The 25,116-nt window shown below is 52.0% G+C and carries 23 protein-coding genes; 10 read left to right on the top strand and 13 right to left on the bottom strand.

Features of this window, described 5'->3' with window-relative positions; all coding sequences use genetic code 11:
- Window positions 1-301 precede the first annotated feature (301 nt).
- The 8 genes from FD07_RS07810 to FD07_RS07850 all read right to left on the bottom strand — a co-directional run bounded on the left by FD07_RS07810 (window position 302) and on the right by FD07_RS07850 (window position 11,004).
- The gene (locus tag FD07_RS07810) at window positions 302-1,312 is read right to left on the bottom strand and encodes a LacI family DNA-binding transcriptional regulator (RefSeq protein ID WP_020089749.1); all 1,011 of its coding nucleotides are present in this window, start codon (window positions 1,310-1,312) and stop codon (window positions 302-304) included.
- Window positions 1,313-1,327: 15 nt separating this feature from the next.
- A complete protein-coding gene (locus FD07_RS07815) occupies window positions 1,328-2,791 on the bottom strand; it encodes a UDP-glucose--hexose-1-phosphate uridylyltransferase (protein WP_020089750.1) in 1,464 nt (487 codons plus the stop codon).
- Complete coding sequence (gene galE, locus FD07_RS07820; protein ID WP_020089751.1) at window positions 2,792-3,796, bottom strand: UDP-glucose 4-epimerase GalE; 1,005 nt, start codon at window positions 3,794-3,796, stop codon at window positions 2,792-2,794.
- Window positions 3,797-3,985: 189 nt separating this feature from the next.
- A complete protein-coding gene (locus FD07_RS07825) occupies window positions 3,986-5,155 on the bottom strand; it encodes a galactokinase (RefSeq protein WP_020089752.1) in 1,170 nt (389 codons plus the stop codon).
- A 210-nt stretch (window positions 5,156-5,365) separates the two neighbouring features.
- Window positions 5,366-6,796 (bottom strand): glycoside-pentoside-hexuronide (GPH):cation symporter, encoded by a 1,431-nt coding sequence (locus FD07_RS07830; RefSeq protein WP_020089753.1) that lies wholly within the window; start codon window positions 6,794-6,796, stop codon window positions 5,366-5,368.
- A 59-nt stretch (window positions 6,797-6,855) separates the two neighbouring features.
- Complete coding sequence (locus FD07_RS07835; RefSeq protein WP_020089754.1) at window positions 6,856-7,098, bottom strand: hypothetical protein; 243 nt, start codon at window positions 7,096-7,098, stop codon at window positions 6,856-6,858.
- A gap of 425 nt (window positions 7,099-7,523) precedes the next feature.
- Window positions 7,524-9,257: a phospho-sugar mutase gene (locus tag FD07_RS07840; protein ID WP_020089755.1), complete on the bottom strand. Its 1,734-nt coding sequence runs from the start codon at window positions 9,255-9,257 to the stop codon at window positions 7,524-7,526.
- 715 nt (window positions 9,258-9,972) lie between these two features.
- Window positions 9,973-11,004 (bottom strand): aldose epimerase family protein, encoded by a 1,032-nt coding sequence (locus tag FD07_RS07850; RefSeq protein ID WP_020089757.1) that lies wholly within the window; start codon window positions 11,002-11,004, stop codon window positions 9,973-9,975.
- A gap of 217 nt (window positions 11,005-11,221) precedes the next feature.
- Here FD07_RS07850 and FD07_RS07855 point away from each other — a divergent pair, with 217 nt between their 5' ends.
- The 3 genes from FD07_RS07855 to FD07_RS07865 are packed head-to-tail and all read left to right on the top strand — an operon-like array spanning window position 11,222 to window position 14,127.
- Window positions 11,222-12,343: an acyl-CoA dehydrogenase family protein gene (locus FD07_RS07855; protein ID WP_020089758.1), complete on the top strand. Its 1,122-nt coding sequence runs from the start codon at window positions 11,222-11,224 to the stop codon at window positions 12,341-12,343.
- 10 nt (window positions 12,344-12,353) lie between these two features.
- Window positions 12,354-13,148 carry an electron transfer flavoprotein subunit beta/FixA family protein gene (locus FD07_RS07860; RefSeq protein ID WP_020089759.1) on the top strand — a complete coding sequence of 265 codons (795 nt, stop codon included), beginning with the start codon at window positions 12,354-12,356 and terminating at the stop codon, window positions 13,146-13,148.
- 13 nt (window positions 13,149-13,161) lie between these two features.
- Entirely contained in the window at window positions 13,162-14,127 is a 966-nt protein-coding gene (locus FD07_RS07865; protein WP_020089760.1) for an electron transfer flavoprotein subunit alpha/FixB family protein, read from the top strand.
- A 985-nt stretch (window positions 14,128-15,112) separates the two neighbouring features.
- Here the strand turns inward: FD07_RS07865 and FD07_RS07870 are convergent.
- Window positions 15,113-16,831 carry a phosphoenolpyruvate carboxykinase (ATP) gene (locus FD07_RS07870; RefSeq protein WP_020089762.1) on the bottom strand — a complete coding sequence of 573 codons (1,719 nt, stop codon included), beginning with the start codon at window positions 16,829-16,831 and terminating at the stop codon, window positions 15,113-15,115.
- A 540-nt stretch (window positions 16,832-17,371) separates the two neighbouring features.
- Here FD07_RS07870 and FD07_RS07875 point away from each other — a divergent pair.
- Both FD07_RS07875 and FD07_RS07880 read left to right on the top strand, forming a co-directional pair.
- Window positions 17,372-18,241, top strand: coding sequence for a hypothetical protein (locus FD07_RS07875; protein ID WP_020089763.1), 870 nt, complete (start codon window positions 17,372-17,374; stop codon window positions 18,239-18,241).
- Between the two features lie 3 nt (window positions 18,242-18,244).
- Window positions 18,245-19,066 (top strand): SDR family NAD(P)-dependent oxidoreductase, encoded by an 822-nt coding sequence (locus FD07_RS07880; protein WP_020089764.1) that lies wholly within the window; start codon window positions 18,245-18,247, stop codon window positions 19,064-19,066.
- A gap of 80 nt (window positions 19,067-19,146) precedes the next feature.
- Here FD07_RS07880 and FD07_RS07885 read toward each other — a convergent pair whose 3' ends face one another.
- Together FD07_RS07885 and FD07_RS07890 are read right to left on the bottom strand one after the other, a co-directional pair.
- The gene (locus FD07_RS07885; RefSeq protein ID WP_020089765.1) at window positions 19,147-19,530 is read right to left on the bottom strand and encodes a DMT family transporter; all 384 of its coding nucleotides are present in this window, start codon (window positions 19,528-19,530) and stop codon (window positions 19,147-19,149) included.
- 15 nt (window positions 19,531-19,545) lie between these two features.
- Window positions 19,546-19,854 (bottom strand): DMT family transporter, encoded by a 309-nt coding sequence (locus tag FD07_RS07890; protein WP_020089766.1) that lies wholly within the window; start codon window positions 19,852-19,854, stop codon window positions 19,546-19,548.
- A 282-nt stretch (window positions 19,855-20,136) separates the two neighbouring features.
- Between FD07_RS07890 and FD07_RS07895 the strand changes: the two genes are divergently transcribed.
- A complete protein-coding gene (locus FD07_RS07895) occupies window positions 20,137-20,580 on the top strand; it encodes an ASCH domain-containing protein (protein ID WP_020089767.1) in 444 nt (147 codons plus the stop codon).
- A 62-nt stretch (window positions 20,581-20,642) separates the two neighbouring features.
- Here FD07_RS07895 and FD07_RS07900 read toward each other — a convergent pair whose 3' ends face one another.
- Window positions 20,643-22,058, bottom strand: a complete 1,416-nt coding sequence (locus FD07_RS07900; RefSeq protein WP_020089768.1) for an MFS transporter — start codon at window positions 22,056-22,058, stop codon at window positions 20,643-20,645.
- Window positions 22,059-22,260: 202 nt separating this feature from the next.
- On the opposite strand from FD07_RS07900, the gene FD07_RS12490 reads away from it, so the two are divergent.
- The 4 genes from FD07_RS12490 to FD07_RS07910 all read left to right on the top strand — a co-directional run bounded on the left by FD07_RS12490 (window position 22,261) and on the right by FD07_RS07910 (window position 24,394).
- A complete protein-coding gene (locus tag FD07_RS12490; RefSeq protein ID WP_020089769.1) occupies window positions 22,261-22,437 on the top strand; it encodes a hypothetical protein in 177 nt (58 codons plus the stop codon).
- A 125-nt stretch (window positions 22,438-22,562) separates the two neighbouring features.
- A complete protein-coding gene (locus FD07_RS12355) occupies window positions 22,563-22,736 on the top strand; it encodes a hypothetical protein (protein ID WP_020089770.1) in 174 nt (57 codons plus the stop codon).
- 128 nt (window positions 22,737-22,864) lie between these two features.
- Window positions 22,865-23,662 carry a type I methionyl aminopeptidase gene (map, locus tag FD07_RS07905; protein WP_020089771.1) on the top strand — a complete coding sequence of 266 codons (798 nt, stop codon included), beginning with the start codon at window positions 22,865-22,867 and terminating at the stop codon, window positions 23,660-23,662.
- A 12-nt stretch (window positions 23,663-23,674) separates the two neighbouring features.
- Window positions 23,675-24,394, top strand: coding sequence for a demethylmenaquinone methyltransferase (locus FD07_RS07910; RefSeq protein ID WP_020089772.1), 720 nt, complete (start codon window positions 23,675-23,677; stop codon window positions 24,392-24,394).
- An 89-nt stretch (window positions 24,395-24,483) separates the two neighbouring features.
- Here FD07_RS07910 and FD07_RS07915 read toward each other — a convergent pair whose 3' ends face one another.
- Window positions 24,484-25,113 (bottom strand): DNA-3-methyladenine glycosylase, encoded by a 630-nt coding sequence (locus tag FD07_RS07915; protein ID WP_020089773.1) that lies wholly within the window; start codon window positions 25,111-25,113, stop codon window positions 24,484-24,486.
- Window positions 25,114-25,116 lie beyond the last annotated feature (3 nt).

The raw sequence follows: 25,116 nt of genomic DNA on the forward strand, positions 1-25,116 counted from the left end.
TACACAAGATATTTTACGCTCTCGTTTATAGACTTATAGGGTTCAAGTGCCGACTTTATTCTAGATTAATTCAGGTCTTTAAACATGCTGATCTCTCATCAGAGCTATAGCAGCTATCAAGAGCTTGCGTCAGCAATTGCAACATACGCAGATTATCGCAACTAACAAAATTGGCTGACATGTCCCCAGTAAAACACAGGGAACATGCCAGCCAATTAGTAGCCTAGAAGTTCACGTCAATTTATGGCGTTTACCTCGAGGCAACCTTTTCTAATTTGTTATTTTTTAACCACACGCATTACTATTTCAACGTGCTCTCGCGGACAATCAACTCAGTCCCAATCGTCACCCGTTGCGGCGTTCGTCGTCCAGTTTGTAAGCGGTCGGCCACCAAATCGGCAGCCTCCGCACCCAGCATCTCCGTATTCACATGAACGCTACTTAATTCGGGGAAGACATACTTGGCAATCGTGGTGTCGTTGAAGCTGAAGAGGCTAACACGGTCCGGCACAGAAATTTCATTTTCGCGTAGCGCCTTCAGTGCCCCAGCAGCCATTGGGTCGTTGCTCACGAAGAAGGCGTGGGGTAAATTAGCCCCCAGCCGCGTCACCGCGGCCTGCATCTGCTCGTAGCCGGACTCCGAGGTGTAATCCCCGGTGAAGACCAGCTTGGGATCAAATGCGCCTCGCTCCTCCAAGTCACGGCAATACGCCGTGTACCGCGGATCGAGCACATCCAGCTTGCCATCCGTCGTCGACTCACTCCCACAGATCAAGCCAATCTCATGCTGATCGTGTTGCCAGAAATAGTCGACGACCTGTTGAACGGCAACGTCAAAATCCGTGACCACGCTGTCATAGCCGTGACCCAACTGATCCTGATCGACGAAGACGAGGTTGCCGGTCAATTGCGACAACGTCTGAACCTGTTCGTCACTGAATTTACCAATGGCAATGATGGCGTCTACGTCTGGATCAATGGCCTGCAGGTTGTTCTGAAAGGTTCGAGTGGCCAGCATATTGAGCTGTTCACAGCGTTTCTCTAGGCCCAACCGAATCGCCATATAGTACAGATCATCGAGTTCCTTGGACTTCGAATACCACTGAACGATGGCGACCCGCAGTTGCTTAACCGGCGCATTGGTCCGGCGTTTGGACTTGGTATAGTTCAAGTCCTCGGCGACCTCAAATATTTGTTTTCTGGTGGACTCGCTGACCGACAATGTCCGGTCGTAATTCAAGACCCGCGACACGGTCGCTAGTGAGACCCCGACTGATTTCGCAATATCTTTTAAGGTGGCTGCGATCACCATCACCTCCTGTCAGAATTAAACTTGTGCAATGAACTTATCTAATGCGGCTTGACCCTGTGCGTCTCGCTTGAAGACCCCGGCGTCAGCCAGCACACGGGCAAAGGTATTCCCAATAGCCTGGTGGACGACTGCCGTCACGTTAGCCTCGGTAATCGTGTTGGCCTGCTTCAACCCATCGGCCCATGCTTGATGCATCGGCGCAATCTGGTTAGGCTGGTCCAACAGGTACTTGCTGACTTCGGCCATCTCAGCCTTCAGCCGTGCGGGTAAAATGGCGCGACCCATGACTTCGATCAAACCAATATTTTCCCGCTTGATGTGCTGAACGTCCTGATGCGGATGGAAGATACCATCCGGATACTGAGCCGACGTCTGGTTATCCCGTAAGACTAAGTCTAACACATAATCCGCCCCATCCCGGTAGGCAATTGGCGTGATAGTGTGGTGACGGGTACCATCGGTGTAGGCGCGAACGTCCACAGATTCATCGGAATAGTCGATCCAGCTCTTCAGGATCTTAGTTGCCGCCGTAATCAGCGGTTCCGGTTGCGTCCCGCGTAACCGAATGTCGGTCATCGGCCACTGCACGATTCCCGCAGTAACACCCGTGACACCCAGGTCAATTTCCCGGTCCACGGGTGCCAGCATCATTGGGAAGGTGTGCTTGCCCCCCTGATAGTGGTCATGTGTCAGCATGGAGCCACCCACGATTGGCAAATCGGCGTTACTCCCGACAAAGTAGGTCGGCAGTTGCCGGACAATTTCCAGCAGGTTGGTAAAGGCATGCTGGTTGATCACCATTGGCCGGTGTTCCTTGGCCAAGAAGATGGCGTGCTCAGCGAAATAGGCGTAAGGCGAGTACTGGAAGCCCCAGGTCTCTCCGCCCAACATCATCCGAATAATCCGGTGATTGCTGCGGGCAGGATAGCCAAGACGCCCCAGATAGCCCTCGTTAGTCATACACAATTGATCCAGTGGGTAGCTGACCTGCGTCTGCGTTTGCGCAGCCGCAATCGCCTTCGGGTCCTTTTCCGGCTTGGACAGGTTGATGGTAATTTCCAACTTACCGGCCGGTGTCTGAGCGGGAAAGACCACGTTACGCGCGATATTTCTAGTCTTAATGTAGTTGTTAGCCTTGCTCAACTGGTAGAACCAGTCGGTCGCGGCACTCGGACTCTGTTGATACCGGTCCCAGAAGCCGCGGTTAACGGCAGATGGCAACGGCGTCATGAAGTCCATTAACTGGGACTCCAGAATCTCACGGGGACTTGGTGCATCCTCGATTTTGCCATTAGCGACGGCCGTTTCGACCATAGCCGCCACCAGATCAATGGGATCGGCACTGGTGGTCGTCTGGGCAGCCCCATCACCAATCAACGCAAAGATCCGGTTGGTCACATACTGCCGATCCAGTTCCGTGTAGGGTGCGGGTGATTGGACGACTCGATCAATAAACGTTTGAATTGTGTCTTGTGCCATTTACTTTGCCTCGTTCTGATCGTCGTAGCCGGCTGGATTCTTTTGCTTCCAGTTCCAGGCCGTCCGAATGATATCTTCCACGTTGTCAAACTGTGGTTGCCAGTTCAAAACTTTTCGTGCTTTGTCACTAGCCGCAATCAACGTGCTAGGATCACCGGCACGGCGAGGAGCCATCTTGGCAGGGATTTCCTTACCCGTAACCTTCCGAGCGGCTTCCAACATTTCTTTGTTGGAGAAACCAGTCGATGAACCAAGGTTAAAGGCATCACTGTCGTGGCCAGCCTTCAGGTATTCCAACGCTAAGATGTGAGCATCGACCAGGTCAACCACCTGAACGTAGTCACGGACGTTGGTCCCATCCTTGGTTGGGTAGTCGCCACCAAAGATGGAGAGTTCTTTACGTTCTCCCGCAGCAACCTGCAAGATGATTGGGATCAAGTGGGTTTCAGGATGGTGGTCTTCACCAATGCTCCCGTCCTCCTTGGCCCCGGCCACGTTAAAGTACCGCAGCGCGATGAACTTGATGCCGTAAGCTTCGTCGGCCCACCGCATGATCTTTTCCATCATCAGCTTGCTTTCACCGTATGGGTTGGTTGGAATCTGTGGGTCCGTTTCCTTAATTGGAATCTGCTTAGGTTCGCCATAAGTGGCCGCCGTTGACGAGAAGATAATGCGTTTCACGTTATGCTTATTCATGACTTCCAGCAGGGAGACCATCCCAGTCGTGTTGTTGTCAAAGTACTTCAGCGGCTTTTCCATGGATTCTGGAACAATGGAGAAGGCGGCGAAATGCATGACCCCTTCGATATCTTCCTTATCGAAGACACCGTTCAAGAATTTCTGATCACGCACGTCTCCTTCGTAGAACCGGGCCTTGTCGTTAACCGCGGCACGGTGTCCCGTTACTAAATTATCGACGACCGCAACGTCGTATCCCTTTTGAATTAACCGATCAACGGCATGTGAGCCAATGTAACCAGCACCACCTAAAACTAAAACTGTCATCATCAATTCCTCCTCAATTATGTCGTTTCTTGGTCAACCCACTGCAAACTTAGTCGTTAACCAGGAAACTCTTTGACTGATTTTATCTTAAAACTAATTTATAACGCTGTTAAATTGTGTCGCGTTGGCACCGGAAGCTCAGCTCTGCCTGCCGCCACCCGGCCCGACTCCAAACAACCGACTGCCGACTTATTTCTGCAATTCCTTAGGACCGTCCGCAATCTCTGCAACGTAGAATTCCGCCTTGTGGCCAATCGTGTCTTCATAGACCTGACCGACCTTGGCTTCGAAGTCCTTCACATTGGCCTTCTTAACAATGGCAATGGCACAGCCACCGAAGCCGGCACCGGTCATCCGGGCGCCTAAGACACCAGGTTGTTGCCAAGCGGTTTCAACCAACGTGTCCAGTTCCTTCCCAGTGACGGCAAAGTCATAGTTCAAGGAAATGTGGGACGCATTAATCAAGTGGCCAAAGGATTCGAGGTCGTTGTCTTGCAAAGCCTTGAAGGCCTTCAGTGTCCGCTGATTTTCGAAAATAGCGTGCCGCGCACGTTTGATCAAGGTGTCATCGTTGATCAGGTAGGCATTTTGGTCGAATTGGTCTTCGTCCAAGTCCCCTAACGTCTTAATGTTCAGCTTGGTCTGCAACCGGCGCAGAGCTTCTTCACATTGGGCCCGCCGTTCGTTGTATTTAGAATCAGTCAGTTCCCGCCGTTTCTTTGTATTCATAATGACCACGACGTTGTCGCCCAAGTTGAGGGGTGCATACTCATAGTCCATGGTGTTCGTGTCCAGCAGCATGGCTTGGTCTTTCTTCCCCATGCCGATGGCAAATTGATCCATGATCCCGGTATTCAAGCCGAAGTAGTCGTTTTCAACCTGTTGGCCGACCTTAACCATTTCAACTTCATCCAACTTCATACCATAAGCGGCGTGAAGAATTTCCCCCATCAACATTTCCATGGAGGCAGATGAGGACAACCCGGAGGCGTCCGGCAAGTTTCCGTGAACAAAGAGGTCAAAACCGTGGTCGATCGTTAGGTCTTGCTTCGCCAGCTCGAACAACATCCCCTTCAGGTAGTTGGCCCAGTTATCAGCCTTATGAAAGGCCAAATCGTCCAGTGAGAACGTCAACATGCCCGCATCCGGGACGTTGGCCGAATAAACCCGGAACTGCCGATCATCTCGACTCGTGTACGCGGCGTAAGTCCCCATGCTGATTGCGGCTGGGAAGACGTGCCCACCGTTGAAGTCAGTGTATTCACCGATCAAATTGATCCGACCGGGAGAAAAGAAGACCCGTTCTGGTGCAGCATCAAACTTTTCTTGATATTCAGTTGCTAAGCTGGCAAAGTCCATGGCGATTAACTCCTCAATAAATTTTTAGTAAACTTTTACTACGATCATCATAAACGCTTTTGTGGTGATTGTCAATCCATTTATAAAGCGCTTTCTTTTTACTTTGTTGCCACCGGGGCTCAGCAGTTACGCCCCGGTTCAGAATAATTACAGCCGTTCAGAAACACAAAGGGCCTGGGTACTGAGGCCCAAGCTCTTTAGAATTCCGAATTAATTTTCAACTTTTGCTTCAATCTTTTTAGCTTTTCGAGTTCTTAACTTGCTTTCCAATTCCTTAACGATCTCGGCATGCTTCTTTTCAGATAAAGTAACCTTGAATTGGTAAATCAAAGCAGAGATGACTAACAAGACCATCGGCATGTAGAAAATGAAGGAGTGGAAGATAAACATCCCGTGTGCGGTAATGTCACTAGGCTGAGCGTTCCCCGTCATTCCGGAGTGGACAGCCGCAATAACTACGATCCCGGTTGAGAAAGCCCCAGCTAATTTATCAATCAGGGGACGGACTGACAAGGTCACGGATTCGTTACGCGTGCCGTTCTTCCATTGCCCGTATTCCACACTGTCGGTGATGGTCATTAAGGCCGCCAGGAAAATCATCGGGTATGGGAAGAAGAAGATGGCATCCGCGATATACATCATGATGGCACTGCTACCCGCAAAGTTGAAGAGCACGTAGCCGACTAACATCATGCAGATACCCCCGACGTAGACCCCACGCCGCGTAATCTTAGAAACAATGATTGGAAACAGTGGCACTGAGATGATCCCTAAGACCGCCGTAACTCCACCAATCACACTGTAGGCCTTCGCATTACCAATGACGTACTGGAAGTAGTAAATCAAGAGTGAGTTCGTCACCACGTAGCTCAAGGCAAATAACAGATAAGAAAGACCTAACCACATCAATTGGTCGTTTTCACCAATAACCTTGAAGACATCGCGGAAACGCGTCCGTTCAGTATCATTACGGATTAAGTTCTTGGTTTCCTTCGTCCCAAAGAAAGTGGCCAAAGCCCCTAACAGGGAAACGACCCCAATCACGATCGCAAATCCTAACCAGCCGGCCCGTGTTTCCGTGGAGCCGTGAGTCCCAGAGAACTTCTGGGAGAAGTAAATGACCAGAGGCATAATGACAATGATAACCCCTTGAGAACCCAAGGTAGACCCGAAACGACCAACCGTCCCGAACCGGTTCCGAACCTTGGTGTCCACACTCAAAGCTGGTAGCATGGACCAGAACGAAATGTCTTTGAATGAATAGAAAATATCCATAATGACGAAGACGATCCCAAAGACTAGGAAGTAAACGGACTTATTGGAATCTGCCAAGCCAAACAGACTGGAGAACATGAGAATCAGTCCAACTGAACTGACGATTGCCCCCGCTAACAGCCATGGCTTGAATTTCCCGATCTTGGTATCGGTGTTATCAACCATCCCACCGATCATCGGGTCAAAAGCGATTTCAATCAAACGAATGACCACGACCATCGTGGTGACGATTCCGGCTTCAGCGGCGGACCCCTTTCCCACGAACAAGGCACTGGTTACAAAGATTGCGAAATAAGTATTAAGTGTTGCATAGAAGGCATCATGTCCGAATGCCCCTAGAGCATATGAGAGATATTGCTTAACCATTGTTCTTTCACGCCTTTCAACAAGCGACTACGTTCTAATCCTTAACGATAACCACTAGTCTAGTGATACCGGTGTTCAATGATCTTTGAGAGCACATTCTCCCGTTGTTGCGCCTTGGCCATATCAAATTGGGACTCTTCCAACTTGTTAAAGTCTTGAGCAAGCAACGTTGCTTCCAAGTAGAGCGTCAGTTGCCGCTTGATGTACAACTTATTTTCCTCATCCGGATACTGCGCGTTTCCTCCCAAAATAGCTGCCGCAAACTTCGCGGGGTCCAACGTAATTTTGTCATTCTTAGCCATTTTGACCCACCTCTGATTTCTCAAATAGAATACCTACACCCAGAGTAAAATATAAATTTACTTTTAACTAAAATGTAAGCGCTTTACGGCTATTATTCTAGGGTTATCTCTGCTTAAATGCAACCACTTTTATTGTGAAAAATATTCGGTAATTCGTTGTACTATCTGGTAACAATCAGTTGCAACCGGTTGTCTTTTTATTGTAAAAGCTTTAGTAAAGTGCTCAGTAAAGTGACCGACTAAGGTGGATTCCTGGTGAAAGCCCCTAACTACTTAAAAATTCTGTGAAAGCAAGCCACCACACCATTAGCCGGTGTGGCAACCGTTTGCCTCTCCTGACACACTTGCTGCCACAAAAAAACAGTTAGCCACACCCCTAGAGGGAGCAACTAACTGTACTGAATTACTTTTTAATTGCGGTAGTTCTACTTCACTGAATCAACGTACTGCTTTAAAGCTGTTTCGTAACCCGCCAACCGCTTCTGGGCGGCCGCGTCGGTCTGATCACTCGTTCCGATGTAGAACTTGACCTTAGGTTCGGTCCCTGAAGGCCGAATGCAGATCCAGGTCCCGTCGCTCAGCCAGTACTTCAAGACGTTTGACTGTGGCAGATCAATCTTGCTGGTCGTCCCGTCAACTTCGGTCTTGACGCTCGTCGAGAAGTCCTCGACCGTCTCAATGGCACTGTCACCAAAGGACTTTGGCGCATTTTCTCTGAACTCACTCATCAAGTGGGCCATCTGGTCGGCACCGTTAACGCCTGGGAATTCTTCAAACGTGGTCTTTTCGGCAAAGTAGCCGTAGGTCGCGTAGAGTTCCTCGATCCCGTCGTAGAGCGTCATGCCACGTTGCTTGTAGTCGGCAGCGACTTCCGCCAACAGCACCGTAGACTGGATTGCATCCTTGTCACGGACAAATGGCTTGATCAGGTAACCGTAACTTTCCTCGAAACCAAACAAGAAGGTGTGCTCGTTGGTCGTCTCGTACTGATGAATCTGTTCGGCAATAAACTTGAACCCAGTCAGCACGTTCTTCATTTCCACACCGTAAGCTGCCGCAATCTTGGTAGCCAGTTCGGTGGAAACGATAGACTTAACGACCCGGGAGTTGGCTGGCAATTGGCCGGCTTGCTTGCGGGCCTTTAGAATGTAGGCCAGCAGAATCGAAGCAATCTGGTTCCCAGTCAACAATTGATAATCCCCGTTCGGTTGACGAACGGCGGCCCCTAATCGGTCGGCATCGGGATCGGTGGCGACTAACAGGTCGGCGCCCTCCTTCTTCCCCAACGCAATGGCCATATCGAAGGCCTGTGCAAATTCAGGGTTTGGGAACGGTACCGTTGGGAATTCTGGATCGGCGATTGCCTGTTCCGGCACCATGGTGAAATTTTCAAAGCCGGCACCACGCAACGCCCGTTCGCCGATAACTTTCCCGGTTCCATGCAATGGCGTGTAAATCAACTTCATAGTCTTACCTACCGTCTTGACCAGCTCGTGGTTGATCGTAACGCTCTCAACGTTTTGCAGGTAAGGTTGATCGACATTCTCCCCAATGATCTGGAGCGTCTTGTCAGCACGTAACTGTTGTTCATCGGCCACCTTGATGGCAAAGACATCCTTGGCAGACCGTACAAAGTCGGTAATCATGTCGGACGCCTTGGGTGGCATTTGCCCACCATCTGGTCCGTAGATCTTGTAGCCGTTGTACTGCTTGGGGTTGTGGCTGGCCGTGATCATGATCCCCATGGCCGTATGTAAGTACCGGACCGCAAACGACAATTCTGGCGTTGGCCGTAAATCATCGAAGACGAAGCTAGGAATCCCGTGCGCACCCAAAACGTGGGCCGCTTCGTGAGCGAACTCCGTGGAATGGTAACGGGAATCAAAACTGATGGCAACCCCACGTTGCTTCGTGGCGTCATCCAACGTGTCCAGATAACGCGCAACCCCTTCGGTCGCTTGCCGCACGGTGTACACATTCATTTGACCGATCCCGGGTCCCATGACACCCCGCATCCCGGCAGTCCCAAAGCTCATAGGACCACTAAAAGCTGCTTTTAACGCCTCTGGATCATCCGCAATAGCATCTAATTCCTGCTTGATTGTGGGAATCATCGTGGGCTGTTGTTGCCAAACTTGATAGTTTTCTTGCCAACTCATCTAAATCGCTCCTTTTCGATTATCACTTAACATTTTGTCTGGGGTCGATCTTCGTTTCGCCTTGCCGGGTGGCAAAAATAAACTGGAACGCTAGGGCGGACATCGGAAGCCAAAGGGCGGTCTTCCGACTTGGTTTGAAACCTCTGCGAACCGAGTTTCCAAACCACCACTTCTCTAAGCGGCCGACCCAGCCGCTAAGAGAACTCCCACGGCTGAGCTTATTTTTGCCACCCTCACGGCTTACACGGATCTTGCCCAGACAATGAGTTAACCCCACACGCCATCCTTTTACTTCTCCCCTGACATGCTAGTTAACTAAATTCAATAACACTACTATACCAGCAACGCTTGTGATTTGACACGTTGCTGGTAAAAGTTTAACCAAGTCACTACGTAAACTTAGCGCTTTCTTTAGGGTTCTTGCGGCACTTCACCCCTGACATTGTCGGTAATGACCATTGTCCTTCCTTGATGACTAGAGTTGACCAACAATTATGACCCAGAGAGAGTCAAAGGAACACCTCCAGCTGGAGGCGGCTGGGGATGGAGCCAGCCGTGACGATGGCGTTAGGACGGGAGACTTTCCCGTTCTTACACCATGGGACGACCTTGGAAACTCGCGGATTTAAGCAAGGTTTCAAGGCGAGGCCAAAGACCGCTCCTCAGGCTTTGGCCGGTCCCCACAGCGGCCGCAAGCGACCCCCGTGTTCTTTGACTACCCCTTGCCGCCAGCCAGGTATTGGTAAGCAATTTTGTGAGTAATCGTCTGGTTGGCCGGCAACACGATATCGCCGAAGTCGGCGTGGTGAATCGCATCCGGTAGCGCCTGGGCCTCCAGTGCCAGCGCATTGTAATCACGCGCCTTTGCCCGTTGTTTATCCGTTGGATTGGCCGTGAAGACGACGAGACCGTTCCGGTCGGAATAGAGGGCCACCCGACGATGTCCCGCGGCATCCCCGATAGCGGCGATCGGCGTCGTCGCACTTGGGACGACTTCAAAAGCATCATCGTATTCGACTTTACCCGCTTGCTTGAGCTGGGTCAAACCATCCGCCATCGTCCGTGGTTGGCTGAAATCGTATCCAGTCCCGGCCGTGAGCAGCTTTTCCCCGGTTGGAATTTTCTCATCGTTTAGCTCGAGCCGCCGATTGCCACTCAGTAAGAGCCACTGCTGGTCAATACTCTGCTGGTCATCGGTCACATTAAAGTAGGTGTGAATTGTCGGGTTAAAGAGCGTTGCGGCATCACTAGTCCCCGCAAAACTGATTTCCAGGCGATTGTCGGCCGTCAACGTATACGTGATTGTCGTGGTCAACGTCCCCGGATAGCGGTCATCGGCGGGTGTCGCCGTGTGGGTCAACGCCACGCTGGCCGACTCATCGGTGGTGCTGGTTGTCCCCGCCCAGTTCACATTCTTGAAACCATGGGGGCCCCCATGGATGGCGTTGCGCCCGTTGTTGGCGTCCAGCTGAACCGTACTCCCCTCGAGGTCAAATTGTGCACCAGCAATCCGGCCAGCGACCCGGCCCAATGCCTGGCATAAACAGTAGCCATTCTGGTCGTAAGCCGTCAGGCCGGGTTCACTGACGACCAACTGTTGCCGACGGTCGCCCTCGACCACACTAAATTCTTGAAGCGTGGCGCCCCAGGTCAACACGGCGACCCGTGTGCCTTGTTTATTGGTTAACAGGTATTTAGTCACGGTCTGGTCTGCGATGGTGCCGGCCACTTCTTGCGTAATATTCATCAGCTATCTCCTCCAATTTAGAATCCGGTTTCATTGTATACTAACCGGTTGGTCAGCACCAATTTATTTATAACAAGGAATTGGGATTACCCACAATCATTTACTGGCAAAATAATCACGTTTTTACTGGACTTATCGTTTGATTATTCGCTATACTTACCTCGAATCGTGCACATTTACACAATAAATATATTGCTTGATTAAGGAGGAACTATCTATGCCAGCTACAACTGCTGCCGCTGAAAAGCTGCTGCTCCAAATGGTCGACGACTATACCACTCGGGAAATCAGTCCCGAGGATATGCCCATGGACGCCGCGGGTGACTTTCCAGCCGGCTTTATGCAAAAATTGACGGATACCGGTTTTCTCGGCATCATGCTACCCCAAGAATTCGGCGGCGCCGGCTTCGGCCCCGAAGTCACTGCCGCAGCCCTGAACCACATCGCTCGGGGCAACGCCAGCACGGCGGTCACCCTCGAAGGTCACTTCAAAACCATCGATCAGATTCTCAAGTTCGGGACGCCAGCTCTGCAAAAACAACTGCTGCCATCCGCTAACGACCGGATTTTCGCCTTTTCCATGACCGAAGCTTCCGGGGGCTCTAACCCCATGGGTATCAGCTCAACGGCTACCCGCGAAGGCGACCACTGGGTCATTACCGGCGACAAGATCATGATCACGAACGGGGGCCTCGCTCAGGTCTACTGCGTGCTGGTCAAGACCGCGCCAAAGGAACTCTCCGTCTTCGTTGTCGATCAAGACATGCCTGGTTTCTCATTTGGAAAACGCGAAGACTTCATCGGTCTCCGTGGCACGCCGGTCGGTGAAATCGTGATGGACCATATTGTTGTCGACAACGACCATCTGCTGGGTAAGCTCGGCGATGGTGGCATTATCGGGGATTCCGCCCACGATGACGCCCGCATCTTAATGGGTGCCGTCCTCACTGGAATCATGGAACACGAATTAAAGATTGCTACCGATTACGCCAAGGAACGTAAGGCTGGCGACAAACCGCTGACTGAACTGCAGGTGACCCATCGTAAGGTCGCTGACATTGCCATGCGCAAAGAGACCACGAAGCTCCTGTACCAACGCGCCGCACAATTAAAGGCTGCCGGTCAGCCATACAGTGAAGAAGCCGCTATGGCCAAGGCTCACGGCTCACGGGCCGCGGTCAGTGCCGGTGACGACACCTTGCAGATCTTGGCTGGCTACGGTTACAGCCGCGAATACCCGGTCGAGCACCTGATTCGGGATGCCCGGGCAATGGAAATTGCCGAAGGAACCGTTGAAAAGATGCGGTCCGCCATTGCCACCGCCGAATTTAACAAATAGGAGGCTCCCCATGAAAATTGTCGTATGTATCAAGCAAGTTCCCGAAACCAACGACGTCACCATCGACCCGGTCACCCATAACTTGGACCGCCGCGGTCTGGCCGGCGTCATGAATCCATTTGATAAAAACGCCATCGAACTGGCGCTACACTTAAAGGACACCGCCACCGACGACGTTCAGGTCGCCCTACTCACCATGGGTCCGGACGACTACGCCGAATCCCTGCGCGAAGGGATGGCTATGGGGGCCGATGAAGGTTACCTACTCTCTGACCGGGCCTTCGCTGGGGCCGATACCTTGGCCACCGGCTACGTCATCGCTCAAGCCTTGAAGAAGGTCGGTGACGCCGATCTCATTCTCTTCGGTCGTCAAGCCGTCGATGCTGATACCGGTCAAGTCGGCCCCATTGTCGCTGAATTTCTCCATCAACCACAGATCACCTACGCTGCTAGCTTGCGCCTGAGCGGCAAGAATGAAGTAACCGCCGAACGCCTGCTGGAGGATACGAAGCAGACCTTGGTTGCCCAACTCCCAGCCGTTGTCAGTGTTCGTAGCGAGCTGAACACGCCGCGTTACCCAACGCCACGGAACATCCAACTCAGCTTTGAAAAGCCTCTGACTATTTGGCACCATGATGACCTCGACTTGGACGACTCTCGTCTCGGCCAAGCAGGTTCACCAACGATTGTAACCAAAGTCTACGCACCAAAACCCGTCAAACGGGAACTGACACCACTGACCGGGACGCCAAGCGAAGCCGCCAGTCAGCTGATCAAGGCCTTAAAGGGCCGTCAATTAATCTAAGGAGGAATCTGCTATGTCAAAACCAGAATTATGGGTCATCGCGGAACGCCGCTTAGACCATATTGAACCCACGACTCAGCAACTGATCACCAAGGCCAAGCACCTTGCTGGCGATCAATTTCATACCGTGGCAATCTTATTTGAAGCCACCACTGACCACCTGGAAAACGAGTTAACAGCTTACGGTCCCGACGAAATCCGGGTCGTGCGCGATGACCGTTTTCCAACTGCCACCGACGCCGAACATGCCGACGCTCTGGAACAGCTGGTCAAGAAGTACCAACCCAACTCGATTCTCTTCGGCGCTACCATTACCGGCCGGTCCATTGCGCCACGGCTCCAAGCCAAGCTGCAAACGGGGCTGACCGCCGACTGCTTGGACCTGCGTTTCGATGATGAAACCTTAGTCGCCACCAAGCCATCTTACGGTGACAACATCATGTGCGAAATCATCTGCCCTGACCACCGGCCACAAATGGCAACGGTGCGGCCCAACACCTTTGTGGCTGAAGCTGCGGATGGTGCCGCCGAGGTCACAACCGATACGGTGACCTTCCACCCCGTCGACCGCTTACAGGTCAAGGCTGCCGTTCCCGTCGTCAACACCGCGACAACGGTGGGCGATGCCAGTCGCGTAGTTGCCTTAGGCCGTGGTGCGGCTAGTGAAGCTACCATCGACACCGCTACCAAGTTAGCTGAAAAGCTCGGCGGCCGGATTGGGGTCTCGCGGCCATTGACCGACCAGGAACGCTTCACACACGACGACCAGATTGGGCAGAGTGGGAACACGATTCACCCCGAATTGATCCTAAACTTCGGGATCAGTGGGGCCGTGCAATATCTCGTTGGGATGCAAGACTCCCAGACGATTGTGGCAGTCAACTCCGACAAGGACGCACCAATCTTCGATGTGGCCGATTACGGCTACGTTGGGGACGCACCGGCGTTCATGTCCGCCCTCTTGGCGCAATTCGTCTAGCTCTTAGATTTGTTTAGTGCTGGGATTGCTGAAATAGGCCGCCTGCGGCTGCCAGGGATTCCGCCTGCCATGGGGACCGCCTGCAGCCAAAGTACTGGCTTCCGGCTCGGTTTGAAACCTCGCAAAGTTCATGCGAGTTTCCAAACGCGTCCTGTGACGTAAGCCCGCGCTTACGTTACGCAGTCACGACGGGGGCATCCCTGGCCTCCTCCGGCTTAGGTTTGTTTTTACTGGTAGAACTAAGCAAATCACAGACTCACTGACCTAATTGCGCTAATCCTGCACGGCTAACTCTAAGACGGCTAATTAATCATAAAAGTTAGTTGTGCCGCTTCATCATTCAAACCGAATTCACCTTGCGAAAACAACAAAAGTCCCGGAACATCAACCATTTGACGTGGTCGGTGTTCTGGGACTTTTTCGTATTTTAGAAATAATTGAAATTATTTTGGCAAAACATGAGACTGTTTCTGTAATTTTTACATTAGTAGTAAGTGTAGAGCTAATTTTGAAACTACGGTATGACTATACCCCCTGCTGCACTCCCAACTCTCGAGCTAATCCATCGGCTGACAATGTTTAGCCGGAGGAGGCCAGAATGAAGCCAGCCGTGACGATGACCTTAGCTGACGATTCTTGTCAGGTTAGGTCATGGGACGAGCTTGGAGACGTACGAATTTTGACGGCTTCAAGTCGAGGTCCAAGACTGCTTCTCAGGCTTGGATCGGTCCCCACAGCAGGCGGAATTCTGNACGAATTTTGACGGCTTCAAGTCGAGGTCCAAGACTGCTTCTCAGGCTTGGATCGGTCCCCACAGCAGGCGGAATTCTGGTAGCTGCAGGCGATGAAATTAACTATAGCCGAAACGTGTTCCAGCAGGCAGTCGGTTGCGCTTAACCCCACACCGGCCAAAATCCAAACCCGGGATTTTCACCGGTGTGACGTTAATGCTCGCCAACTAACCACCTGCTTCCACACTCTTTAACTACAATTTCAGCAGTTCGTCCAACAATTGCCGGGCCGACTCGTTGAGCTTGTCCTGCGACTTGTCATTGCCCAGATGGGTGTAGATTTCACCCACGTAGACGCTGTCCGTGAACAGACGATCGAAGACGGCATCGATAATTGGTTGCGTAGCCGCCTGTTCCTGCACTGGCCCGAATGGGTTGGCGAAGAACGTCGTGCTCATCCCCACTTCATCGGTGGTGCCCAACGCCTTCCGTTTGCCGGCGATGAAGGTTGCCTTAGCCGTCTCTTGGTCGGCGAAACGGTGAACCCCCACAGCATCGTCATAGTTGTTGGCGTAGACCCACATGTCGATGTGGTGGTGCGCAACCACGCGTGGCCAAGTGTTCGCTGGAATAATGACCCGCGCGTTCTTCTGCTCGGGATTCATGTAGATCCCACGGTCCATGTTGTTGAAGGCCACTTCACTGCTCAGGTCATCGAGCCGGACAAATGCCCCGGTCTCCGTTCCTTGGGCGTAAAGTTCCTTGCCCTTCAACGTAAAACTGCCCATATCGTCGAAAATGGTCTCCATGCTGACGATTTTATCATCAGCAATCTGTTGCAAGGCCTCGATGGATTCAGACTTACCGGCACCGGAATCGCCGAAGAAGACGACGGTCTTGGTCTGCCCATTAGCAAAGGTAATCCGCATCATTGACCCGTGAATCGGCAGGCGTTTCTGTGCAATCATGTGCAGGTTATGCAGTGTCAGGCACATCTTCTTCATGTAGCCAAAGTACGTGGTCTGGTCGTTGTAAGGCACCTGACCCACGTAAATATCATTGGCTTGGTCGTAGAAGTAGTGGCCGTTTTCAGGATCAGTATCGCTCGCAACTCCCGGCGTCCCAAATAACAGAACCAGGTCTGGCTTGTGACCGGCAACCTGCTTCACGTCGGCAAGCTGGAACAAGTTCGCCAACGCTAAACCTGACGCCATGTAGTCACGGTGGAAGTAGATGTAAGCCAGGCTCTCACCAATCATGGCAGGGTAACAGTAGTAATCGTCTTCCGTCCCATTGAAGTTCGTCAACGGGTTGACCTTGGTCGCCGTGAACGTCCCTTTACGCTTGTTACTCTTGGTGTGTAGCATCATCGGCGGCCGCAACATTAAGCGGTCAATGAAACGAATATCCTGCAACTTCTCGTAACCCGCGGGCATCGGCCACTTGAGTTGTTGCAACAACATGCAGGCGCTAGAACCGGCGCTCACTTGACGGTAAACGTGGTTGGCATGTCCCTGGAGTTTTTCTTCGATGGTCCGGTATAGGCGAATTACCAGGTCATTAAAACGTTGGTCGATGGTCATAAATTCACTGGCAACCACGTCATTTTGCTTGATGGTCATCGTTGCGACCCGCAAGTACGTCCGGTAATACGAATAGAGGTCTTCGATGCTGGCCAGAATTTCTGACTTTTGGTACTGTGCGAAAGCGTCCGGCTGATCGGTCAGAATCGCCTTGATCGTTGCGAGATAAACCTGTGGCGTAACCAGATTGAACGTGATGCTTGGATCAGCAACTTCGGGTGTGTGTTCGCGCTGTTCATCGAGGAACAAGCGCACAAAATCGGCCAGTTCGTCACTGTTAACGAGGTCAAAAATGCTGGTAATGAAACGCGTGTTGTAGTCCAAGACCGCCACATTGCGGTCGGGATTTGCATAAAATGAAGCCAAATCAATTGATGCTGGTGTCTGCATGGTGAAGCCCCTTTCATAAATGTCTTAACCATCAGTTTAGCCTAAAAGTTGGACGGAGGGAAGCAACTTTACAAGACATTAAGTGCATTCGCCTCGCGGCTGTCTTACCATAAAAGGTATAAAGCGCTGCCATTGTTTGATTGGTGCCGATTTATGCAATCGTCACTGGACACGATGTGGGAACCAAAAGCAGTCAAATCTAACCACACTAAAGTGGCAATACACACCTTACATAAACTTGCGAATTTTACCAATTTGGCAGCGTAAAAGATTCGCAAATCAGTTGTGAACTAACGCTATGTCAGCCGTGAGGGCGGCGCAAATAAGCTCAGCCTTGGGAATTCTCTTAGTGGCGAGGGTTATGCCACTTAGAGAATTGGTGTCCTTGAAACTCGGTCCCCAGAGGTTCAAGGACAAGTCTGGAGACCGCACTTTGGCTCCGGACGTCCGCCCTGGCGTTCCAGTTTATTTGCGCCGCCCGGCAAGGCGTATTGACTAGGTTCAGTGCCAACTGAATGATTTTGAAAGGAAGCTTGAACTATGGAAATTGATGGTCACACCAAGTTAATCGCCCTAATTGCTCATCCGGCTGGACACTCCCAGTCGCCAGCAATGTACAACTTTGCCTTTGAACACGAACACATGAATGACCGGTTCTTGGCCCTCGACGTTGAGCCAGAGGGCCTCCCTCAAGCCATTGCCGCCGTTCGGACTTTTAAGATGCCCGGGGTCAGTGTCTCGATGCCCTTTAAGCAGCAGGTGATTCCCCTGCTCGACCACCTTGATGACGCCGCTAAGATGATCGGCGCAGTCAACACGGTGGTTAATCACGACGGCGTGCTGACCGGGTACACGACCGATGGTATCGGCTTTGTCAACGCTCTGAAGGATAACGGCGTTGCACTTGCCGGTCAGACCATGACCTTGGCGGGTGTCGGTGGTGCCGGCACTCCGATTGCCATTCAGTCGGCCCTGTCCGGATTGAAGACACTAAACGTCTTTAACATCAACGATTCATCCGTCACCAATGCCAAACGCGTGGTTCAGGTCATCAACGACCAGACCGACTGTCACGCCACTTTCTATCCTCTGGAGGACCGTGAGCAGTTCCGTCAAGCTATTGCCGCCAGCAACCTGTACACCGACGCCACCGGCTTGGGAATGGGCAAGTTGGTCGACAAGACGCTGGTCGATGACCCTACCTGGTTTCACCCTGACATGACGGTCTTCGATACCGTCTATGCGCCGGCTGAGACCAAGCTGATGCGGGTCGCCAAACAGGCCCAAGTCGCACACGTTATTAATGGTCAAGGTATGCTGTTAAATCAAGGGGTGGCGGCATTTAAGCTCTGGACTGGTCACGAGATGCCGGTCGCCGCTGTCCGTCACGAAATCTTTAAGGAGGACTAACTGATGTCAGATAAATGGTTGAATTTAACGGATAAAGTTTGTGTCGTTACGGGGGCCATCGGCGGAATGGGCACTAAAATTTGTGAAGCCCTCGCCGACCAAGGCGCCAAAGTGGTGGCCTTGGATATGAAACAGAACGCTGTGACCGCCTTTGCAACGAAACTCGCCGCCGATCATGGAACGGAGACGCTCGCCGTGGCCGCTAACGTCACGGATGAGGCCAGTGTCAAAGCCGCGGTCCAGCAGGTCCAAGCTAAGTTTGGTCGCGTCGACGTGGTCATCAATACGGCTGGGATTTTGAAATTTGACCCGCTGGAGGACCTCGACTACGCGACCTGGAAGCAAGTTCTTGACGTGAACCTAAATGGTTACTACCTGGTCACCCACGAATTTGGCAAGCTGATGATCAAGCAACGGCACGGGACCTTCGTGCACATCTCAACGGTCGCCAGTGACATCCCCGAAACCTACAGCGGCGCGTACAGTACCAGCAAGGCCGGCGTCAACATGTTGTCCAAACAGGTTGCGGCCGAATGGGGCATGTTTGGCATCCGGAGCAACGTTTTGGAACCCTGCCTGGTCAAGACGCCGATGTCTGCGGCCTTCTACGCGGACCCGAAAGTCGAAAACGGCCGGAAAGAATTGACTGCCAGCAAGCGGATTGGGACGACCGACGATATCGCCAACGCCATCCTGTTCCTGGCTAGCGACCGTTCCAGCTACATCAATGCTGCCGGCCTCGCCATCGACGGCGGCTTCAGCGTCATGATGCAGAACCAGATTCCAAAGCCCGGTAGTCGCCGGGGCTTTGCGGAAACCCACTAATATTTAGCCAGACTAAAAGCACCGCTTCATCTCCACAAATTGGTGACGAAACGGTGCTTTCTCTGCTTCAATTTGATTGATTAATGACTCGAGGTTCGTGAACGTAAGTGTTGGACCCACGGACTAACTGGCCGCGGACTGCTCGCCTTGACGGGTTGATTTAATAAAATCACGCCAATGATAATCGCCACGAATCCCACGACTTTAAATCCGGTCAAGATTTCACCAAAGGTCCAGACGCCGATCAGGCCAGTAATGGCCGTGCCGACGCCGGCCCAGACCGCATAGCCCACGCTTAGGGGGAGCTGCCGTAAGGCTAACGAGAAACTAAAGATTGCTAGCCCGTAGAGGAACATCCCCGCAATCCCAATCCACCGATGAGTAAACCCATCTGAGAATTTCAACAAGCTTGTTCCGACAATTTCGACACCGATTGCGAATACCAACTGTAACCATGCCCGCATCGTGCAGACCCCCTTTTAGCTATTTAATAGAATCACGCCAACAACAATGGCCAATAAGCCACTGATTCGGCTGAGACTGAGCCGTTCCCGGTACACCACAACGGCCAAAATAACCGTCGCCACTGTGCCGAGACCTGCCCACATGGCATACGTCACTCCTAATGGGAGCTTTTGCATGGCGAGCGTCACCAAAATCAATGAACTAAAGTACCCCACTAACACCATGATCGAGGGTATTAAATTTCGAAACCCGTTTGCTTGCTTTAAGAAAAAGCTCCCAACAACTTCCATAAAAATACCACCGAACAATAATACGTATGCCATATCTATCACCTCACTAAAATTTTCGCTGTGTTCCTATTCTAAAGAAACATTCGTCAAAAGGCAATCAAAAGATACGCCTGGCTGATTACAGTTTTGTGACAAAGAGATAGCGGTCTCTAGCCATTTACCGAAGCACCGCGCCGTCAGCTTAACTTCAAAGACGGCCACCTTAAGATTGGAACTGGCCACCCACTATTTTGCCGTCATCGCTAACTAAAGTCTCCTAGACTAACTTAGCCAGATGGCGTACAGTAATCCCAATACTTATTTAGGAGGCTTCCCATGGACGTTGAAACTTTTTGGCAGCACTTCAAAACTGCTCACCCCGAAATTACCACAACGCATCACGATACCTATGCCTTTGGTTCAACCGACGAATCCGCTGACCTGCTGGCACACCTGGTCAAGATTGGCCAGAAGACCGCCACGACCTCAGCGCTCGACCTCTATGAAGTCGACGAGTCCCTCCCCTTTGTGGGCGAGTACAACGTCATCTTAGACGCTCACGACCAGCCCGTCTGTGTGACGCAAACCAAGGTGACCGAGGTCGTCTCGTTTGACCAAGTCACCCAAGAACACGCCTATCACGAGGGCGAAGACGACCGGACGCTAGCTTCTTGGCGCCGCGAACACCGCGCCTTCTTTGCCAATGAGTACCGTGAAGCCGGTCAAACCTTCAACGAGCAGATTCCGTGTTTCTGTGAAGTCTTTGAACGCGTAGATTGACACTGAAAAAGCTGCACCAAACCAGCCATGATGACCGATTTGATGCAGCTTTTATGTCTCACTTATTTAACACTCTGACGCTTCCGACCATCCCGCAACATCGCCGCGAAGATCCAGCCAACGACCGCGACCACGCAGAACGTCACGAAGACGGCGTGATAACCTGCCAACGTGGCCGCCGCGTGCGTCGTGACCTTGACGTGACTCGCAGTCACCATGGCCAAGATCAGTGTAGCCACGGCGACCCCGGTCGACCCAAGGATCTGACGAACGGTCGTAATAACCGCCGTCCCGTGTGAGATCAACTGGTCAGGCAACGAATTGGCGCCCAACGTTACCGCCGGCATCATGACAAAGGCATTGCCGCCTTCAATCAAGGCCGCAATCAGAATCATGGCCACCAAGGACTGTTGACGCGTAACAACTGCCAGCCACAGCCAACCGAGCACAATCATCGACATCCCCGTCAACATGGTCGCCTTGAACCCAATGTGATCGGCCAATTTCCCGGTCAATGGATTCAACAGGCTCAACACGACTGCCCCGGGTACCAGTGCCATCCCGGACGCAAATGGTGAAATGCCCAACACTTCCTGATAGTACAACGGAAAGACAATCGTGACGACGATCAAAGCGATGTACGACGTCCCGGTTAACAGGACCGCCAAGTCGAAGTTAAACGTCTTCAACACACGCAAGTCCAACAGGGGTTCCATCGTCTGAAATTGTCGCCACACAAAGAACGCCACAGCCAGCAGGCTCACAACCAATAAACCGCCCATCAGGCCCCAGTTGACGCCGGCCTTACCAATTTGATTGACCACGTACAGGATACCAATGAAACCAACACTACTGATTACGGACCAGTAGTCTAGATGTGACTCGTGTTGTGGCATCACGTCCTTGATGGTCTTCAACGCCACCAGAAAGACGATGGTGATAATGACCATGAAGACCACGAACAGCCCCTGCCAGGTCGTATATCGTAGCACGATTCCGGAGATAATGGGACCGACCGCTAACGCCGACCCCATAACCAAGCCGGCCATTCCCATGACGCCACCCCGTTGCTTCTCCGGCGTGATCCGCAACATCACGGTCTGATACGATGGGAACATGATGCCGACCGCCATGGCCTCCATCACCCGCCCCAACATCATCAACCCGAAGCTCGGTGCTAAGTAGATAATAAACGTCCCAATGTCGAATAACGCTAAGACACTCACGAATAAGACTGGGAAGCGGATGTTATTTAAGAGCCAGGGACTCACGGGCATCATGACCACCATCACCAGCATGAAGCCGGTCGTCAGCCACTGCACAGTCGAGGCCTGTACCCCAAAATAGCGCATCAGCGTTGGGTACGCCGTCGACAGCGATGACTGGCTGATGGACATGGTAAACGTCCCAGCCAATAACGTCCAGATAAACGCTAAGTGATTATAGCGTTTCCCCTGTAAATCAATCGGTTGTTCCATAGAATTCTTCCTCCCTATGCCTACTTTAGAAGCATTATCAACTGGTTATTATCCTAGTCCTTTTCCAACGACCTGTAAACTCAGGCGTCCCGGCGACCACTGCCCAATAAAGTTACTTATCCCCTAATCTTTGGTACAATGAAACTAATTGAGGTTGAGGTAACTCAGCCGTCGCGGACTACGCAAGGAATGAGGGTAAAATATGGATTTAGTGGCATACTTACACGACGAGATTAATTTCTTAACGGAACAAATGAACCGGGCTAAAGAGGAAAAAGACAATGCAATGAACTTCTTGTGCGATGCCCGCATCACCGAAGCAAAACGAATTCTGGAACAGATTGACAACGGCACCATCGACCGGCTAAAAGCCGAATAGTAACGCGACAATCTCCGTTAAATAAAAGACAGCACCACCTCACAGCGAGTTTGGGATAAATTCCCAGACTCGTTTGTGCCGAGAACGTCATTTTAACGGGCTTGTCACCTGGGGAGGAACGCCTGATGAAGACGCGGATCATTGTTGAAAGTTTGACTTTACTAGTCATTGTTAGCCTGTTTGCTTTTTTGATCTTCAGGTTCATTACGGACTTCAAGACAACACTATTGGTTGTCCTCGCCTTGGCAACCGCTGGCTTTATCAAAAACCATTTTTTCAAGAAGAAGTCATCCCACTGACCGGTCCAGATTTTTCAAGTGGTCGGTTCGCCTAAATCTCAATTTAGGTGTAGATTAGTAATGTATGGAAACGTTTGGGATTGCCCACAACTGGCCGGTCACAAACGAAATTTTGAGGAGGTAACACGTTGATAACCATTAAATCAGATCGTGAAATTAAAAAGATGGCCGAATCCGGTGCCGTACTTGCAGGTGTTCATAAAGGTCTGCGCGACATCATCAAGCCAGGAATTTCAAGTTGGGAAATCGAACGGTTTGCCAACAAATATATCGCGGAACACGGTGCCACCCCTTCCGAAAAGGGCTTTGAAGGCTACAAGTACGCTACCTGTGTCAGCGTCAACGACGAAGTGGCCCACGCCATTCCCCGCAAGGACTTACTGTTAAAGGAAGGCGACATTGTGGCGGTCGACATGACCGTTAACTTGGACGGCTTCGAAAGTGACTCTTGCTGGACGTACGCCGTTGGTAAGATCAGTCCAGAAGCACAACACTTGATGGACGTCACCAAGAAGTCCCTCTACTTGGGGATCGACCAAGCCGTTGTCGGTAACCGGATCGGTGACATTGGTCACGCCATCCAAGCCTACACGGAAGGTGAAGAACACATGGGCGATGTCCGTGAGCTGATTGGCCACGGGATTCAACCAACCATGCACGAACAACCTAACGTGCCTAACTATGGTGAAGCTGGCAAGGGTCTGCGGTTACGCGCCGGCATGACGATTACCATCGAACCCATGATCAACTTGGGGACCTGGGAAATTGCTTCCCGCGAAACGGACGATAAGTCTTGGGAATACTACGTTACAGCTGACGGTTCCCTGTCCGCCCAATACGAACACACCTTGGTCATCACTGATGATGGTCCTAAGATCCTAACGTCTCAAGATGACGCTATCGACGAAAAGTACCGACTCAAGTAAAGGAGACCGCCCATGGCACTGACCAACTACACGCCGGAGCAATCCGTTCAAGCTATTTTTGATAAAATTGCCCCGCAATACGATCAGATGAATAGTGTCATCAGTCTGGGGACCCACCGTGTCTGGCGCAAACGCGTCATGACCATGATGGCCGTCCGCGCTGGTGACTTTGCGTTGGACCTGTGTTGCGGGACTGGCGATTGGACGTTGGCCTTGGCCCGTGCGGCTGGTCCCGCTGGTCGCGTGGTTGGCCTGGACTTTAGCCCGGTCATGTTACAAGAGGCCACGGCGAAGGTTCGTACCGCTAAGCTAAACGATCGGATCACGTTGCGGCAGGGGGATGCCATGTACCTACCCTACCCCGACAATAGTTTCAACGTGGTCACGATTGGTTTTGGCCTACGGAACGTGCCGGATGCCAATCAGGTCTTACGGGAAATGGCCCGCGTGGTCAAGCCCGGCGGTCAGGTGGTCTGTCTGGAAACGTCGCAACCGACGAATCCGGTGATTCACGCCGGTTGGCAGGTCTACTTCGGCCACCTGGTGCCTCTGATGGGCAGTGTGGTGGCGCACCACTATCAGGCCTATAACTACCTCCAGCGCTCGACCCACGACTTCGTATCGGTCGACCAGCTCGCCGCCATGTTCACGGCGGCTGGCCTGACCCGCGTGAGCTATACCGCGTTCAACTTGGGCGCGGCGGCCGTGCACTTTGGGTATAAGCCTTATTAGATTCTAAAACAAAACAAATCCCCTTGAGCTTCATGACATTTTGCCAGCCGACTCAAGGGGATTTTTTCTTAAATTTTTAAGTTGTCTTTCTAGTTTTGCCAACCATGGCTCTCACGGTCCCAGTCGCGCTTGCGGCTCCCGGACACAAAGGGATTGCCCGCTACCGTGAAGCGCAGGGGACGGTCGTGCCAACTTCCAGCGGAGACACCGACCCGCGACGTGGCAGCAACTTCTTTCGGGCGTCGTGTCACTTCAGGAGTAATCGTCAGATTCTGGGCACCCAGCATCGTTCGGTTCAGATCCTTAGACTGAATACCTAACGCCGCCATCAGTTTTCCGGGACCATTCGTCACGTCTGGCACCGGCTTGTCTCGATTCTGCTGCATCAGGTCTAAGCCCTCGTGTGGCTCGATCCCGCGAATCAAGATTCCTTGGGGCGTGCCCTCGGCCTGCGTGGCAACATCAAACATGTAGTAGCCCCGCAAAATATAAATGTAAATTGTCCCCGGTGCATCGTATAGCGCGGCATTAGCCGCCGTGTAACGCCCGTTAAAAGCGTGAGCCGCCGTGTCCTGTTCACCTAAGTAGGCTTCAGCCTCAACAATCCAGCCACTCATTTTTCCAGCTGGGCTACCGTAGACCAACTCGTGACCCAGCAACTCCTGCGCAATCTGTGGCGTGGGCCGCCCGGTAAAAAATTCTGATAAGGAATCTGACATTAA

This window comes from Levilactobacillus parabrevis ATCC 53295 (assembly GCF_001434055.1).
GTDB classification, from domain to species: domain Bacteria; phylum Bacillota; class Bacilli; order Lactobacillales; family Lactobacillaceae; genus Levilactobacillus; species Levilactobacillus parabrevis.

Coding starts and splice junctions, on each gene's coding strand:
- FD07_RS07900 (WP_020089768.1), bottom strand. CDS start 22,058: ATGGAACAACCGATTGATTTACAGGGGAAACGCTATAATCACTTAGCG.
- FD07_RS07810 (WP_020089749.1), bottom strand. CDS start 1,312: ATGGTGATCGCAGCCACCTTAAAAGATATTGCGAAATCAGTCGGGGTC.
- FD07_RS07915 (WP_020089773.1), bottom strand. CDS start 25,113: ATGTCAGATTCCTTATCAGAATTTTTTACCGGGCGGCCCACGCCACAG.
- FD07_RS07850 (WP_020089757.1), bottom strand. CDS start 11,004: ATGAATATTACGCAAGAAGTGGCCGGCACCATCGCAGACCAGACCGTG.
- FD07_RS07860 (WP_020089759.1), top strand. CDS start 12,354: ATGAAAATTGTCGTATGTATCAAGCAAGTTCCCGAAACCAACGACGTC.
- FD07_RS07865 (WP_020089760.1), top strand. CDS start 13,162: ATGTCAAAACCAGAATTATGGGTCATCGCGGAACGCCGCTTAGACCAT.
- FD07_RS12355 (WP_020089770.1), top strand. CDS start 22,563: ATGAAGACGCGGATCATTGTTGAAAGTTTGACTTTACTAGTCATTGTT.
- FD07_RS07825 (WP_020089752.1), bottom strand. CDS start 5,155: ATGGACTTTGCCAGCTTAGCAACTGAATATCAAGAAAAGTTTGATGCT.
- FD07_RS07835 (WP_020089754.1), bottom strand. CDS start 7,098: ATGGCTAAGAATGACAAAATTACGTTGGACCCCGCGAAGTTTGCGGCA.
- FD07_RS12490 (WP_020089769.1), top strand. CDS start 22,261: ATGGATTTAGTGGCATACTTACACGACGAGATTAATTTCTTAACGGAA.
- FD07_RS07830 (WP_020089753.1), bottom strand. CDS start 6,796: ATGGTTAAGCAATATCTCTCATATGCTCTAGGGGCATTCGGACATGAT.
- FD07_RS07870 (WP_020089762.1), bottom strand. CDS start 16,831: ATGCAGACACCAGCATCAATTGATTTGGCTTCATTTTATGCAAATCCC.
- galE (WP_020089751.1), bottom strand. CDS start 3,796: ATGACAGTTTTAGTTTTAGGTGGTGCTGGTTACATTGGCTCACATGCC.
- FD07_RS07840 (WP_020089755.1), bottom strand. CDS start 9,257: ATGAGTTGGCAAGAAAACTATCAAGTTTGGCAACAACAGCCCACGATG.
- FD07_RS07910 (WP_020089772.1), top strand. CDS start 23,675: ATGGCACTGACCAACTACACGCCGGAGCAATCCGTTCAAGCTATTTTT.
- FD07_RS07855 (WP_020089758.1), top strand. CDS start 11,222: ATGCCAGCTACAACTGCTGCCGCTGAAAAGCTGCTGCTCCAAATGGTC.
- FD07_RS07880 (WP_020089764.1), top strand. CDS start 18,245: ATGTCAGATAAATGGTTGAATTTAACGGATAAAGTTTGTGTCGTTACG.
- FD07_RS07885 (WP_020089765.1), bottom strand. CDS start 19,530: ATGCGGGCATGGTTACAGTTGGTATTCGCAATCGGTGTCGAAATTGTC.
- FD07_RS07875 (WP_020089763.1), top strand. CDS start 17,372: ATGGAAATTGATGGTCACACCAAGTTAATCGCCCTAATTGCTCATCCG.
- FD07_RS07890 (WP_020089766.1), bottom strand. CDS start 19,854: ATGGCATACGTATTATTGTTCGGTGGTATTTTTATGGAAGTTGTTGGG.
- FD07_RS07815 (WP_020089750.1), bottom strand. CDS start 2,791: ATGGCACAAGACACAATTCAAACGTTTATTGATCGAGTCGTCCAATCA.
- FD07_RS07895 (WP_020089767.1), top strand. CDS start 20,137: ATGGACGTTGAAACTTTTTGGCAGCACTTCAAAACTGCTCACCCCGAA.